The 14,378-nt window shown below is 71.9% G+C and carries 13 protein-coding genes; 12 read left to right on the forward strand and 1 reads right to left on the reverse strand.

Going from position 1 to position 14,378, the window contains the following annotated elements; translation table 11 throughout:
- Positions 1 to 159 precede the first annotated feature (159 nt).
- A complete protein-coding gene (locus OG737_RS32680) occupies positions 160 to 2,472 on the reverse strand; it encodes a collagenase (RefSeq protein WP_405676589.1) in 2,313 nt (770 codons plus the stop codon).
- A 354-nt stretch (positions 2,473 to 2,826) separates the two neighbouring features.
- Between OG737_RS32680 and OG737_RS32685 the strand changes: the two genes are divergently transcribed.
- The 12 genes from OG737_RS32685 to OG737_RS32740 all read left to right on the forward strand — a co-directional run bounded on the left by OG737_RS32685 (position 2,827) and on the right by OG737_RS32740 (position 14,269).
- Positions 2,827 to 3,963 carry a zinc-binding dehydrogenase gene (locus OG737_RS32685; protein WP_405676587.1) on the forward strand — a complete coding sequence of 379 codons (1,137 nt, stop codon included), beginning with the start codon at positions 2,827 to 2,829 and terminating at the stop codon, positions 3,961 to 3,963.
- Complete coding sequence (locus tag OG737_RS32690; RefSeq protein WP_405676585.1) at positions 3,960 to 4,904, forward strand: ROK family protein; 945 nt, start codon at positions 3,960 to 3,962, stop codon at positions 4,902 to 4,904. Before OG737_RS32685 ends, OG737_RS32690 begins: the two co-directional genes overlap by 4 nt.
- 31 nt (positions 4,905 to 4,935) lie before the next feature.
- Positions 4,936 to 5,937 (forward strand): phosphotransferase family protein, encoded by a 1,002-nt coding sequence (locus OG737_RS32695; protein ID WP_405676583.1) that lies wholly within the window; start codon positions 4,936 to 4,938, stop codon positions 5,935 to 5,937.
- Positions 5,938 to 6,163: 226 nt separating this feature from the next.
- Positions 6,164 to 6,691, forward strand: coding sequence for a hypothetical protein (locus tag OG737_RS32700; RefSeq protein ID WP_328929818.1), 528 nt, complete (start codon positions 6,164 to 6,166; stop codon positions 6,689 to 6,691).
- A 103-nt stretch (positions 6,692 to 6,794) separates the two neighbouring features.
- Positions 6,795 to 8,129, forward strand: coding sequence for an aspartate aminotransferase family protein (locus OG737_RS32705; RefSeq protein ID WP_328929819.1), 1,335 nt, complete (start codon positions 6,795 to 6,797; stop codon positions 8,127 to 8,129).
- Complete coding sequence (locus tag OG737_RS32710) at positions 8,126 to 9,082, forward strand: inositol monophosphatase family protein (protein ID WP_405676580.1); 957 nt, start codon at positions 8,126 to 8,128, stop codon at positions 9,080 to 9,082. Before OG737_RS32705 ends, OG737_RS32710 begins: the two co-directional genes overlap by 4 nt.
- Positions 9,083 to 9,087: 5 nt before the next feature.
- On the forward strand, positions 9,088 to 10,002 hold the full coding sequence (locus tag OG737_RS32715) for a diiron oxygenase (RefSeq protein WP_328929821.1): 915 nt from the start codon (positions 9,088 to 9,090) through the stop codon (positions 10,000 to 10,002).
- The gene (locus OG737_RS32720; RefSeq protein ID WP_405676578.1) at positions 9,989 to 10,864 is read left to right on the forward strand and encodes a hypothetical protein; all 876 of its coding nucleotides are present in this window, start codon (positions 9,989 to 9,991) and stop codon (positions 10,862 to 10,864) included. The genes OG737_RS32715 and OG737_RS32720 overlap by 14 nt, the downstream gene beginning before the upstream one ends.
- Entirely contained in the window at positions 10,861 to 11,904 is a 1,044-nt protein-coding gene (locus OG737_RS32725) for an NAD(P)H-dependent flavin oxidoreductase (RefSeq protein WP_405676576.1), read from the forward strand. Before OG737_RS32720 ends, OG737_RS32725 begins: the two co-directional genes overlap by 4 nt.
- A gap of 2 nt (positions 11,905 to 11,906) precedes the next feature.
- Positions 11,907 to 12,140: an acyl carrier protein gene (locus OG737_RS32730; RefSeq protein WP_328929824.1), complete on the forward strand. Its 234-nt coding sequence runs from the start codon at positions 11,907 to 11,909 to the stop codon at positions 12,138 to 12,140.
- Between the two features lie 7 nt (positions 12,141 to 12,147).
- Positions 12,148 to 12,714 carry an MOSC domain-containing protein gene (locus tag OG737_RS32735; RefSeq protein WP_405676573.1) on the forward strand — a complete coding sequence of 189 codons (567 nt, stop codon included), beginning with the start codon at positions 12,148 to 12,150 and terminating at the stop codon, positions 12,712 to 12,714.
- Positions 12,715 to 12,901: 187 nt separating this feature from the next.
- A complete protein-coding gene (locus tag OG737_RS32740; RefSeq protein ID WP_405922328.1) occupies positions 12,902 to 14,269 on the forward strand; it encodes a hypothetical protein in 1,368 nt (455 codons plus the stop codon).
- Positions 14,270 to 14,378: the final 109 nt, after the last annotated feature.

Below are 14,378 nucleotides of genomic sequence, written 5' to 3' on the forward strand. Positions count from 1 at the left end.
GTCGCCTGCATACGAAAGGCGGTCCTTGCCCTCCGCGATCGGAGGGCAAGGACCGCCGTTACGTTCAGGCCCCGGTGGCCGGCAGTGCCGGCGAGGCGGGGTCCTCCTTGCCGAGCGGATGCCTGTTCAGTGGGACCCAGTCGGCCCCGGCGGACCGGCTCACTTGGACTGCGTGGAGACGCTCACACCGCTGAAGTCCTGCGCGGCGGCGAGGCTGAAGTAGACCCAGCCGGAGGGCGGGTTGTCGATCGTCAGGGTCTCGCCGTTGCCGGCGTTGGTGGACTTCGCCTGGTAGCCGCTGGTGGTGGCCCAGCTGCTGCCGCCGTAGTACAGGTCGGCGTTGCCGGTGCCGCCGCTGCTCGTGATGGTCAGCTGCTTGACGCCGGCCGGCAGGTAGACGAAGTGGTAGCTGTAGTTGCCGGTGGAGGCCGCGAGGTTGTCCCGGCGGCAGTTCGCGTCGAACTGACGGGGGTCGCTGGCGGTGCAGAGCGTGGACGGGGCCTCCGGCAGCGGGCCGCAGTCGTTGGTCGCGCAGGTGGTCGTCAGCCAGGTGGCGAACCCCGCGTCGTAGCTCGTGCCGATGGTCTGCTTCAGGAAGGTGCGGGCACCGTTCCAGTCACCGGTGCGGTACTTGCCCAGCACGGTCTGGACGTCGGCGGGGTGCGCCTGGAGCATGTAGCGGACCGCGAGGAAGCCCCAACGGTAGACCCGGTTCGAGTTGACCTGGGGGTCCTCGTCCTGGCCGTAGACGGTGTCGAACAGGTCGCTGAGCTTGTACGTGTTCTTGCGGGCCTCGGCGATCGCGTCGGCGTTGCGCTCACCCCGGTAGCCGAACGAGATGTTCTCGGCGATGCCCTCGACCCACCAGATGGTCGGCGTGGTGATGCCGGCCTCGAAGTCGCCGGCCATGTTGTAGCGGCCGTCGAGGTAGTGGGTGTACTCGTGGTTGAGGTTCCAGATCTGGAAGTCCGGGCGCAGCCAATGGGCCTCGTGGGCGATGAAGCGGGCCTGGTTGCCGGCGGCGGCCGGGTTGCCCTCCTCGTACATGCCGCCGTTGTCGACGTCGATGTTGTAGATGGCCCAGGCGTACAGCGAGTACTGGGTGTAGTCGTCGAAGACGACGACCTCGAGGTTGGTGTTCAGGTCACCGGGGATCGCGCCCTTGTCGCCGATGATCCGGTGGAAGTAGGCGTCCTGGTTGACCAGGCTGGTGCAGGTGCTCTCCAGCTGGCCGGGGGACATGTCCTGGGCGCGGATCTTCAGGCCCGGGGTGCACGTGTGCTGGATCGGCAGGACCGCCGGGAGCACGCGGTCGCCCAGGTCGCAGATGGCGTAGGCCGCGCAGCTGCCCCTGTCGTACTGGCGCGTGTACCAGCCCAGGTTCATGGTGATCGGCGCGGTGGGGCCGACGTTCGGGTAGCGGTTGATCAGGTCCTTCAGCAGCGGCCGGAGCCGGTCCTTGAGCTCGGGGACGTCGAGGGCGAAGCCGAGGTAGCGGCCGACGTTGCTGACGACGTCCAGGCGGTTCAGCTGCGCGCCGTTGCGCGTGATGAAGCCGGCCCAGGTGTTGAGGATGGCGGGGTCGGCCTTGAGGGCGGAGCGCCAGCCGCGGGCGTCGTTCTTGGCCTTGAAGCCGTTCTCGACGACCCACTCGACGTGCTGCATGGCGAGGTTCATCTGGCCGGGCCACGTGGCGTCGTAGCTGCCGAGCATCCACTTGACGACGCCGGCGTACCGGCCGGCCGCGTGGGTGCTGTCGATCAGCGTGACGACCTCGTTGAAGATCTCGCCGTTGGCGTCGGTGACGTCCTTGCTGCGCGGGGAGGCGAAGAAGGCGTCCAGCGCGCCGAGCGCCGCGCTGTCCAGCGCCGTGCCGTAGTCGCCGACGACGTCCGCGTGGTTGTCCTGCACGTAGTAGCCGGCGCGCAGGAACAGCACCAACTGCCCGACGGCGGCGCTGTTGTTGCCCGAGTAGGTGGCGGAGGCGTCGCGCAGCGCGTTGGCGACGGTCACCATCTGGGGTTCACGGAAGGCCTTCCGCGCGTCCTCCCCGGTGAGGCTGAACAGGGGGTACGTACAGTTGACCCGGGGGAGGGCCTTGAGCTGCTGGACCAACGCGCTGCCCGTGGCCTTGATCACGCCGGAGAGGTCGCCGCACTCGTCCCCGGCGGCGGCCGAGGACTGCTTGCCGGCCTTGACGGTGGGGGCGGGGGCCGGGGTGGACTCCAGGGGACTGTCCTGCGAGGAGATCCGGAAGCGCGAGCTGTTGGTCATCGCATCGGGCGACTTGGGGACCGGGATCGACCGCGGTGCCGAGGCCGCGGTTCTGCTCGCGTTCGTACCGGCCTGGGCCGTGGCGCGGGCGGTGGCGGCCTGGCTCTGTGGCGTGAGCAGGCCGAGCGCAATGAAGACGGCTGCGCCGAGCGCAGGAAGTCTGCGCGCGCCGGCCTTCGTTATGCGGAAGGGAAGCATCTGTGGGGGCCTCCGGGGCCGTTGTGGCCGCGCGCTGGGGACACGGGCCGCTGATGTGTGACATGTAAAATTTCACATGTCGTATCGCGCTGGAAGGCTTCTGGCCAGATTTCCGGCCACCGCAACTGAAACGTTGTCAACTGCCGACTGCGGGGCCGCCAACCAACCTCAGCGGCCTCCGAGTTGGGAACGCCCCGGGGGCCGCCGGAGCGTCTTCCTCTCCCATTTCGGCCAGCCCGGAAGTTGTGGGGCCCAGGCCAGGCCGGGCGCGGCCGCGAAGTGGCTCAGAGGCGTCGTGTCCGGCCGCGTTCGGCTGAGTTAGCGTCGCCCGCAGGAAACCGATGGGGAGGTCTCGTGCGCGCTCTCGTCTATCTGGGTCCAAGCTCCGCCGAACTGCAGGACCGGCCCGCCGCACAGCTCGTGAACCACGATGACGTCGTGGTGGAGATCGTCGGTACGGGGGTCTGCGGAACGGACCGCAAGATCCTGCTCGGGCGGTTCCCCGCCCGGCCGGGCGTGGTGCTCGGGCACGAGTCGGTAGGTGTGGTGCGAGAGGCGGGGCCGCAGGTTCGTTCGGTCGGGGTGGGGGACCGGGTGGTGGTCAACCCCACGCTGTACTGCGGCTGGTGCGTCCCGTGCCGCCGGGGAGCGACCAACTTCTGCCGTCACAAGGCCGGGACCGAGGTCGGTGTCGACCGCGACGGCACGTACGCGGAGGCCGTGACTCTGCCGGAACGTTTCGTCGAACGGGTTCCCGCCGGTCTGCCCTTCCGCAGCGCGGTCCTGATCGAGCCGCTCGCCTGCGTCCTGAACAACGTCAAGGCCGCGTCCGTAACCTTCGACGACACCGTGGTGGTGCTCGGCGCAGGCCCGATCGGGATGCTGACCGCACTCGTCGCCGCCCGCCGGGCGCGCCGGGTCACCGTCGCCGAACCGGACGGCTACCGGCTGGAGCGGGCCCGCGAACGGTGCGCGCACGTGGTGGACGTGGCCGGAACGGACCCGGCCGAAGCCGTGGTGAAGGCCACGGGCGGCGAGCGTCCCTCCGTCGTCTTCGACACCACGGGCACCGGCCTGGACGCGGCGCTGCGGCTGATCGACGACGGCGGCCGGGTGGTGGTGATGGGCTTCGACGACACCTACACTGTGCCGTTGCGCCCGCTCCAGCTCACCAACCGGGGCATCCAGCTGATCGGCGCCGGGGACTACCGGGCCGACATCTTCCCGGTCGCCGTGGACCTGGCCGCAGAGCTCGACGGCCTCCGACGACCTGGCTCCGGCACCGGACCGGTCCTGGAGCGGCTGGTGACGCACGAGTTCCCGCTCGAACGGTACGCGGAAGCCTTCACCGCGCTCGGCGGGCTCACCCGGGGCGACGGGGCAGGCGGCACCGGCGGCACCGGGCGGCCACCGCGCTACGACGCGCTCAAGGTCGTCATCCGCTCGCACCCCGGCCCGGTCGGCGCCGACGGCTGGCCGGTGGGCGCGTGAGCGCGCCGCGCCTCGGGTCGATCGAGTCGGGCGGGACCAAATTCGTCTGCCTGGTCGGCTCGGCCCCCGACCGGATCGAGGCCGAGACCCGGTTCCCGACCGGCGAACCGGGCCCCACCCTGGCCCGGGCCATCGCCTTCTTCCAGGAGACGGCCGCCGAGACCGGTCCGCTGGACGCGATCGGCATCGCCTCCTTCGGGCCCCTCGAACTGCGCCCGGGCCATGCCCGGTTCGGCCGCCTCGCCGCCACCCCCAAACCCGGCTGGTCCGGGGTGGACGTCGCCGGTCCGGTCGCCGCAGCGCTCGGCGTACCGGTGGGCATCGACACCGACGTCAACGGCGCGGCCCTCGGCGAGGGCCGCTGGGGCGCGGCCCGGGGCCTGGACACCTACGTCTACCTCACCGTCGGCACCGGGATCGGCGGCGGCGCGGTGATCGGCGGCAGGGTGGTCAGCGGGCTGGTCCACACCGAGATGGGCCACCTCGCGGTGCCCCGGGTCGCGGACGACGCCTTCCCCGGCTCCTGCCCCTTCCACGGCGACTGCTGGGAGGGGCTGGCGGGCGGCGAGGCGATGGGCGCCCGATGGGGGACCCCGGCCGAAGAACTGACCGGCGACGCACTGCGCGAGGCGCTGCGACTGGAGGCGTCCTACCTTGCCGCGGGGCTGCGCAACATCGTCTACACGGCCGCGCCCCAGCGGATCGTGATCGGCGGCGGCGTCGCGGAACTCCCCGGGCTGTTCCCGCTGCTCCGCGCCGAACTGACCTCGGCACTGGGCGGATACCCCGGGCTGCCCGAGCACACGGCCGAGGACTTCGTGGTCCCGGCACGGCTCGGCCGGCTCGCCGGACCGGCCGGCGGACTGGTCCTGGCGGCCGGGGCGGCCGCCGCCGCACGGGCGCGGCCCGGCGCTGGGCCATCGGGGGGACCGGACGCATGAGGACGGCCCCGGACCGGGCAGGCTGGCCGGTGTGACGCGCCCCGACCCGGTGGGCCTCCTGGACCCGGCCACCCGCGCCTGGCTGACCCGGCACGCCCTGCCCGGCGCCCGGCTGCACGAGGTGGACCCGCTGCCCGGCGGGTTCACCAACGACATGGCCCTGCTCACGACCCGGTCCGCCGACGCGCCGGGCGTGGAGCGCTACGTGCTGCGCCGCTACCGGCCCAGCGGCAGCCGGGTCCCGCGCAACACCTGTGCGGTCGAGGTCGCCGTCCTCGGCCGGGCGGCGGCCCGTACCGTCCCGGTGACCGCGGTGGTCGCGGCCGATCCGCACGGCCGGGCCACCGGCCGCCCCACCCTGCTCTACCGGTTCGTGGACGGGACCCCGCTCAGCCAGGTGCTCGCGGACGGCCCGGTGAGCGGCGAGGCGCGGGCCCTGGGCCGGGCCGTCGGCGGGGTGCTGGCGCGGATCGGCCGGGTCAGGCTGCCCCGCCCGGGCGTCTTCGGCGACTCTTCGCTGGTCCCGGCCCCGGACGGCGCAGCCCCGCTGGGTGACCTGCCCGGTTTCGTCGAGCGCTGTCTGGCCACCGCGGCCGCGGACGGTCCGCTGAGCGGGACGGACGCGGCCGTACTGCGCGCCCTGGCCCGCCGAGGGCCGCGGGCACTCGCCGCCGTGGCGGGTGAACGCAGCCTGGTGCACTGCGACTTCAACCCGAAGAACGTCCTGGTCCAACGACGCGCCGGACAGTGGACGGTGGCCGCCGTGCTCGACTGGGAGCTGGCGTTCAGCGGCTCCCCGCTCTTCGACGTCGGGAACATGCTGCGCTTCGCCCACGAATACCCGCCCGCCTTCACGGCGGGCTTCCTCAAGGGCTTCCGGGGCGGGAACGGCCGACTGCCCGGGGACTGGCTGGGGCTCAGCCGGACGCTCGACCTCTTCGCGCTCGCGGACATCCTCACCGCACCGCCCGCCCCGGCCTACTTCGCCCGCGCCCGTACCGTGCTGCGCCGGTCCACCGCCCACCGGTACTGATCGCGGCCGGACGAGTGCACGCCACCGGTCGTCACCTTCCCATCCGGCCCGTGCGCCGCTCCATTCCCAGGAGACAACTGCTGTCCGTGCGGTTCGCGGAAGTCCTGGCAATAAGTGTCGAATAAATGGCGGAGAGGTGACGCATGGCCTTCTTCTCAACATCGAGAACGCCGGTTAGTCTGCCTGGACCGAAGCGAAAGATACTTGACCGAGGGGGAATTCCGCCGTGGAGAACGGAAGTCCGCAGAATGTCCTGAAGACGCTCACGCCGACCGTTCGCTGCAACGGGACGCCTCCCACGCCCGCCCTGCGCGAAGGGCCGTACTACAAGCCCGACACCCCCTTCAGGACCAGCTTCCGGGGCGATGTGGAAGACGGCGTCCCGATGCTGCTGCACGGCGGCGTGCGCACCCCCGAAGGCGAGCCGATAGCAGGCGCCCTGCTCGACTTCTGGCAGGTCGGGGACTCCGGGGTCTACGACGACGACGGTTTTCGGCTGCGCGGCCACCAGTTCGCGGACGCCGAGGGGCAGTGGCGGCTGGAAACGGTGCTGCCCGCCGTGTACCCCGGGCGGACGCGGCATGTGCACGTGAAGGTGCAGCCGCCCGGCGGATCCGTACTGACCACGATGCTGTATTTTCCCGGCGAACGCCGAAACCACCTTGACAAGTATTTCCGGCCAGAATGTCTGATGGATGTGCGGGAGACCCCCGAGGGTTGGGACGCCGCGTTCACCTTCATTCTGGACGTGTGAACTCCCGCTGTCCGTAATCCCGGGGAGTCTTTTATTTCGCTGCCCGGAGATATTGATATCCGTCGACCGTCGTGTCCGCGGGACGGAAGCCGACAGGAGATTCATGGCCGACCTCATGCGCGACCAGCGCGATACGAAGAGCGGTGCCCGGAGTGACGTCCGCGGTGATGCCCTGAGCTACGCCCAGAACCATCTGTACTACCCGGTCAGCGCGTACGAGATGGACCACGGCGAGGGCATCCACCTGTACGACACCGACGGCAACGAGTACCTCGACTGCGCGTCCGGCACCTTCAACCTGAGCCTCGGCTACGGGCACCCCGAAGTGGTCAAGGCCATGCGCGACCAGGCCGAACGGCTGGTGCACACCACCTCGACCTTCCAGACCGCCCCCGTCAACGAGCTGGTCCGGCGGCTGGTCGAGGTCACCCCGCCGAACCTGACGAAGGTGCACCTCAAGGTGTCGGGCGGTTCCACCGCCAACGAGGGTGCCGTCAAGATGGCGCAGCTCGCCACCGGCCGCCGCGACGTCATCACCCTGTTCCGCAGCCACCACGGCCAGACCATGATGACGACCACCATGTCGGGCGAGTCGTTCCGCAAGGCACCCTTCCCGCACCTGATGCCGGGCGTCCTCCAGGTGCCCGACCCCTACTGCCTGCGCTGCTTCTACCGCCAGGCGGGGCCCGACAGCTGCGGCATGCTGTGCGTCGAACGCATCAACGACTTCCTCGACCACGCCAGTTCCGGCAGCGTCGCCTGCGTGGTCGTCGAACCGGTCTCCGGCAGCGGCGGCAACATCGTGCCCCCCGAGGGCTACCTGCCCGCGCTGCGCGCCCTGTGCGACGAACGGGGCATCGTCCTCGTCTTCGACGAGATCCAGACCGGCATAGGCCGGGTCGGCCGGATGTTCGCCGCAGAGCACTACGGGGTCCGGCCCGACATCCTGACGACCGCCAAGGGCCTCGGCGGCTCCGGCGCCCAGATCGCGGCCATCGTCGCCGACGAGCGGATGTCCGGGCTCAGCAGCGACCACCACTCCTTCACCTACGGCGGCAACGTCCTCGCCGCCGCCGCGGCGGCCACCACCCTCGACGTGATCGGCCGCCCCGGCTTCCTGGAGAACGTCCGGGAGGTCGGCGCCCACGTCATGGAACGGCTGCGCGTGCTGGCCGCCCTGCACCCCGCCGTCGTGGACGTGCGAGGCCTCGGCCTGATGATCGGGATCGAGATCGGTGACGACCAGGGCCGCCCGCACAGCGAACGGGCCCAGGCCCTCGCCCGGCGCGGCATGGACCACGGCCTGATCCTGCGCACCTCCCGCTACGGCCGGGGCAACGTGATCAAGATTCGCCCGCCACTGATCCTCACCCGTGCGCAGGCCGATCTGCTCTGCGACCGGCTCGAAGCCCTCTTCGCCGCCGAGGCCGCCGCGTGACCGCCTCCGCGTACGGCGGCCCTCCACCCGCCGCGGCCGTGCGGCTGTACGTGACCGGCCTCGCCGGCGCCGTCCGCGAGGCCGTACTGGCCGCCCAGCACCAGCGCGGCAGCCGGCCGGTACGCGGCCACTCGCCGGGCGGGGACGCCCAGTTCGGCCTCGACGAGGTCGCGGAGGCCGCTGTCTGGGAGTACGTCGTCGGACACGACCTGCCCGTCGCGGTCTACTCCGAGGACCGGGGCCTGAAGTACCACGGCACGGACCCGGCCCACCTGCTGGTCGTCGACCCGATCGACGGCACCCGGCCCGCCGTCGCCGGCCTGGAGTCGGCCACCGTCTCGGTGGCCGTCGCCCGCATGTCGCACCGCCCGCGCATCGCCGACGTCGAGCACGCGCTGCTGATGGAGCTGCGCACGGGCGCCTACCTCTACGGGGACCTGGCGACGCCCGGCATCACCGCGCACGGCTACGACCACCCCGTCCCGGCGCTGACCCGCACCACCGACCCCGCGCGGATGTTCTGGTCGCTGGAGTTCAACGGCCACCCGGCCCGCCTGATGGCCGAGGCCTACGGCCACCTCATCGACCGCTCGGCCAACACCGGCGGGGTCTTCGTCTTCAACAGCGCCACCTGGTCCATCTCCCGGCTGCTCACCGGCCAGCTCGACGCCTACGTGGACATCGGCAACCGGCTGCTGCGCGACGACCCGGCACTGCTGCCCGAGTTCGAACGCGTCGGCAACGGCCGGGTCCTGCACCTGTTCCCGTACGACATCGCCGCGGCCGTCTTCCTCGCAGAGCGGGCCGGGGCGGTCATCACCGACGGCTACGGACAGCCGCTCGGCGAGACGGTCCTGACCGATCTGACCATCACCAACCAGCGGTCCTGTGTAGCCGCATCCACCCCCGAGCTCCACCGGGCCCTGCTGTCGGCCGTCCGATGGAAGGAGTGACGACCATGCGCCCCCAGAACACCCAGCCCACCGGATCAGCCGGCACCGCGACAGCGGACGACACCGAGTTCCGGGCCCTGCTCGACCGGCTCTCCGACAAGGCCACCGCGGACTACTACAACCCGTTCACCACCTTCGACTGGCCGCCCGCGATCCCCACCGACGGGCTCTGGATGTCCCCCGAACTGCTCTCCGTCCACGGCACCGAGCTGATCGACGAACTGAGCCCGGCCCAGCTCCAGGCCCTGAGCCGGTGGGAGAGCGTCAACTTCTACAGCCTCAACGTGCACGGCATCCGCGAACTGCTCATCGAGGTCACCCGCCGCATCCACACGCCCGGTTTCGAGCTCCCCTCCGAGTTCTTCCACCACTTCATCGGTGAGGAGAACGACCACATGTGGTTCTTCGCCACCTTCTGCCTCAAGTACGCCGACAAGATCTACCCCGACAAGTCGGTCAAGCTGCCCGAGGCTCCGCGCGACCCGGACGTCGAGAGTTTCCTGGTCTTCGCCCGGATCCTGATCTTCGAGCAGATCGTGGACCATTACAACGTCCAGCTGGCCGCTGACCAGCGCCTGCACCCGACCGTCCGGCACATCAACCGGCTGCACCATCAGGACGAGTCCCGCCACATCGCCTTCGGCCGCCGCCTGGTGCAACTGATGTGGAAGCGGCTCCTCGACAGCGGCCTGGACGAGGTGGCGCGGCTCGAACTGCGCAGCTACCTCGGCCGCTACCTCACCACCAGCATGGAGTCCTTCTACAACCCGGCCGTCTACCGGGACGCGGGCCTCGCGGACGGCTTCGCGCTGCGCCGGCGGCTGCTCGCCCACCCCGCCCGGCAGGCCGCCCACGCCAAGGTCCTGCACAAGACCACCGATTTCCTCCACCGGATCGGGGTGTTCGATGCCCGTCACTGACCCCACGGCCACCGGGAACACCGCGGCCACCTGGTCGGTCCGGGACGGACTGGCCACCCTCGACGAACCCGCCGTCCTGCTGAAGGGCGCACTCGACGCGGTGTTCACCCGCTGGGGCGCCGACGCCGGAGCCCGGCAGCAGAGCTACCCGCCGCTGCTGAGGGCCGAGGACCTGCGCACCCTCGACTACTTCCGCAACTTCCCGCACCTGGGCAGCCCGGTCGCCCGGATCCGCCCCGACCGGCTGGCCGCCGTCGCCGCGGACCCGCCCGGAGCCACCGCGCTGCCCGCGGCCGACCTGGCCGACGCCACCCACCTGCTGCCCTCCGCGGCCTGCTACGGCTGCTTCCTGCACCTCACCGGCAGCAGTGCCGACACCCCCGTCCTGATCACCACCGTCGCGCAGTGCTTCCGTAACGAGGACCACCACGACGGGCTGCGCAGGCTCTGGGGGTTCACCATGCGGGAGATCGTGTGTGTCGGCTCCGCCGAAGCGGTACGGGCCCACCTCGACCGGCACCAGGAGCGGATCGCCGCCTTCGGCGCGGCCCTCGGCCTCTCCCTGGACCGGCAGCCCGCCACCGACCCCTTCTTCGAGAAGGACGGCGCCCGCACCGTCATGCAACTGCTCGCCCCGGTCAAGGACGAGTACCTGCACACCGACGGCACCGCCGTCGCCTCCACCAACAACCACCGCAACTTCTTCGGCGAACGCCGCGCCATCCGCCACGCGGGCCGCCCGGCCTTCACCGGCTGCGTCGCCTTCGGCCTGGAGCGCTGGGTGCACGCCCTCGGCGACCGCTTCGAGGGGGACCTGGCCGCCGCGCACCGCGCGGTACGGCAGGCGGGGGAGGGCTCGTGACCCGGCTGGCCGCTCGGCTGGGTCTCGAACTGCCGCTGCTTCAAGCGGGGATGGGCGCCGTAGCCGGGGCCGCGCTGTGCGCCGAGGTGTCCCGGGCCGGAGCGGGCGGCACCCTCGCGCTGTTCAAGGAACCGCCCGCGCGGGCCGCCCGGCTGGTTCAGGAGGTGGCGGCCGCGACGTCCCGCCCGTTCGGGGTGAACGTGGTTCCCGAGGTCGCCGGCCCGGCCGCCTGCCTGAACCAGCTTCGGGCCGTCCTGCCCGAACTGCCCCGGGGCGGCTTCGTCACCTCCTTCGGGCTGCCCGACGCCGACGCGGCCCGGGCCGTGCAGGGCGCCGGACACCCGCTGGTGGTCCAGGTCGGCACCCTCGAGGACGCCGACACCGCCCTCGGACTGGGTGCGGCCGTCCTCGTCCTCCAGGGCACCGAAGCCGGCGGCCACCTGCTCGGCGGGCTGCCCGTGGACGCCCTGCTGGCCGGCGTCCGGTCCCGCCACCCGCACGCCGTCCTGGCCGTCGCGGGCGGGATCGCGACGGGGAGGGACATCGCGGGCGCCCTGGCGCGCGGCGCGGACGGGGCCATGGCCGGAACCCTGTTCGTTCCTGCCGCAGAATCCACCGCGCACCCGGAGTTCAAACGGCGAGTGGTCGAAGCCGTGGCCGAGGACACCCTCATCACCTCCCTCTTCGACATCGGCTGGCCGCACCGCCCGCACCGCGTCCTGCGCAACCCCCTCACCGACACCGCGGACCGCGCCCCGGCCACCTTCATCGCCACCACCCGGGTGGACGGGCGGGAGTACCCGGTACCGCGCTACAGCACGGCGGCTCCGGGGGACGGGACCACCGGCCGCATCGAGGAGATGGCCATGTACTGCGGCCGGTCCTGCACCCGCGTCACCGCCCTGCACCCGGCCGCCGCGACCGTCGCCCGGGTCCGCCAGGAGTACGAGAGCGCGCTGCGGACCGGCGGGGGCCCCCGAATGCCATCAGGGTCGCGCACGAGCAAGACCGAAGAACTGCACCGGATCCAGAAGAGGTGACCATGGACGACACCATCAAGCCGGTCGTGGACTGGCTGCGCGAACGCAACCCCACCGTCGATGAGATCCCGGAGGACCTCGACCTGATCGAGAACCGGCTGATCGACTCGCTCGGCTTCATGGAGTTCATCCTGCTGCTGGAGGACCTGATCGGCCGGGAACTGCAGCTCGACCAGATCGACGTGAACCAGTTCCGCACCCTGCGCTCCCTCACGGACAACTTCCTGAAGGGGTGAGCAGCCCATGGCGCAGGATCCGCCGCCGCCCGGACCCGGCCGGGTCACCTCCCTGCACCTCGCCGTGCGCACCGGCGAACCCACCTTCCGCGTCGCGCAGGCCCGCGCGGTGACCGGCCGCGGCCTGGCGGGGGACCGCAACTACTGGGCGGGCGAGGGCCCCCGGCCCCGGCGCCGGGGGACCGGCCGGGCATCCGGGGTCTGCGACGTCACCCTCATCGAGGCCGAGGCCCTCGACGCCCTGGCCCGCGAACACGGCATCTCGCTCACTCCCGCCGAATGCCGCCGCAACCTCGTCTGCCGCGACATCCGGCTCAACCCGCTGGTGGACCAAGAATTCCAGATCGGCGCGGTGATCCTGCGCGGCCTCAAACTCAGCGAGCCCTGCGCCCGCCTAGAACAGCTGGTCCGCCCCGGCCTGATCCGCGGTCTGCTGCACCGCGGCGGGCTGCGGGCCGAGGTAGTCCGCGGCGGGACGATCCGGGCTGGCGACCGGATCCTCCCGCTGCCGCACGACGCGCGGCCACTCCCGCGTTCGCAGCGCGCGCCCGCGACCCAGTGGCGCGTTCGCTGACGGCGGCCGGCCGAACGGCTACTTGTCCGCACCGGCGCTCCCGATGAATCGTGGGGAGCCCGCAAGCCCGGCACGCACCCGCGGGACCGGGCCGCAAGCGTCCATGTCCGCGGGTCCGGACGGTTCGCCCGCGCACCGCGCGGAGGGCACGCTGTCCGGCCCGTGGCCCTGCAGGCAGGAAGACAGCATGGCGATCGAAGGCACCGCCCCCTGGCGGGCGAGCGGCACGGCACCGGAGTTCGGCACGGACACCCCGTCAGCCAAAGCCGTGGAGCGGGCGGAACGGGCGGGCGAGGAGCTCGCCACGGAGGGGGCGGCCGTTTCGGTCCGCCTGCTGGGATGGGGCTTCGCCCTCCGCCTCGACCAGCGGGCCGCTGACCGCCTAGCCCCCTCGGACGGCGGGCCCGTCAGCGGCTTCCGCAGCCTGGTGTCGGAGGTGCTCGCGGGATCCCTGCCCGAAGCCATGGCCGAAGCCGTCGGCGCGGAGCTTGCCGGACGCGCCGACCGGATCCGGTCGGCCGCCCGGGGCGCCGGGTGCGATCTGCTCTCTCCGTGGGCCGCGCCCACTCTCCTCGCCCCCATGGCCCTCGACGCGCCGCCGCGCGAGACCGGCCTGTGGTTCAGCGTGTTCGAAGCGGGCGCGGGCTGGGGACCCGACGTGCAGTTCACGGCCCGCTACGCCTCCGAAACCCCCGCCCTGGCCGTCTTCCGCGATGACCTGTACTGCGTCTACCAGGGCCGGGGCGACGACCCCGACCTGTGGTGGACCGCGCACCGCGCGGACGGCAGCTGGTCCGAGGACCTGCCGTTCCCCGCCCACCACACCCTGGGCAGCCCGGCCCTGGCCGTGTTCCAGGACCGGCTGTACTGCGCGCACCGCGGCGGCTCGGGCGACTGGAGCATCGCGCTGAGCTCGTACGACGGCGGTACCTGGAGGCCGGACAGGCCGGTCCCGAACGCCGAGAGCGTCTACGGCCCGGCACTGGCCGTCTTCCGCGACGCACTCCACCTCGCCTACGCCGACGCCGCCCAGCGGATCATGGTCACCACCAGCCGGGACGGCCGCAGCTGGACAGCCCCCGAACCCGTCCCCGGCTGCGCCACCACGAGGTCACCGGCGCTCGCCGTGTACGACGGCGCCCTGCACCTGCTGCACGGCAACCCCAAGGACGGGGCGATCCACTGGAGCCGGCTGCGCGGCACCACCTGGACCCTCGAGGGCGCGCTACCCGGACACCGTACTCGGAGCAACATCGGCCTCGCCGTCTTCGACGGCAAGCTGATGTGCGTCCACCGCGACCCCGCCCGCCAGCAGCTGTGGTGGTCCGCCTTCGACGGCACCGCGTGGAGCACGGACACCGAGATGTCGGGGCACAGCAGCAAGTACGGTCCGGCACTGGCCGTGCACCGGAACCGGACCGGCACCCGCGACCAACTCCTGTGCGTCCACCGGGGCCACGCCCAGCGGTTCGTCACCGCGACCGGGGAGGTGCTGACCGACGAGGACCCGGCGGGGCTGCACGAACTCGACGACCCGGCCTCCGCCACCGACTGAGACCAGGCCCTGCCCGACCCATTCCGTGACGTCCTGCTCCACGGCGACACCCACAACCGTCCCGACCCAACCACCAGGGTCGGCCCGTACATCGAGCGGGCCCGACCCG

The sequence above is a fragment of the Streptomyces sp. NBC_00122 genome (assembly GCF_045160845.1).
Classification (GTDB): domain Bacteria; phylum Actinomycetota; class Actinomycetes; order Streptomycetales; family Streptomycetaceae; genus Streptomyces.

Bases quoted from the DNA above. Each gene is read 5' to 3' on its own strand.
- OG737_RS32740 (WP_405922328.1), top strand. From the start codon at position 12,902: ATGGCGATCGAAGGCACCGCCCCCTGGCGGGCGAGCGGCACGGCACCG.
- OG737_RS32720 (WP_405676578.1), top strand. From the start codon at position 9,989: ATGCCCGTCACTGACCCCACGGCCACCGGGAACACCGCGGCCACCTGG.
- OG737_RS32680 (WP_405676589.1), bottom strand. From the start codon at position 2,472: ATGCTTCCCTTCCGCATAACGAAGGCCGGCGCGCGCAGACTTCCTGCG.
- OG737_RS32705 (WP_328929819.1), top strand. From the start codon at position 6,795: ATGGCCGACCTCATGCGCGACCAGCGCGATACGAAGAGCGGTGCCCGG.
- OG737_RS32730 (WP_328929824.1), top strand. From the start codon at position 11,907: ATGGACGACACCATCAAGCCGGTCGTGGACTGGCTGCGCGAACGCAAC.
- OG737_RS32735 (WP_405676573.1), top strand. From the start codon at position 12,148: ATGGCGCAGGATCCGCCGCCGCCCGGACCCGGCCGGGTCACCTCCCTG.
- OG737_RS32715 (WP_328929821.1), top strand. From the start codon at position 9,088: ATGCGCCCCCAGAACACCCAGCCCACCGGATCAGCCGGCACCGCGACA.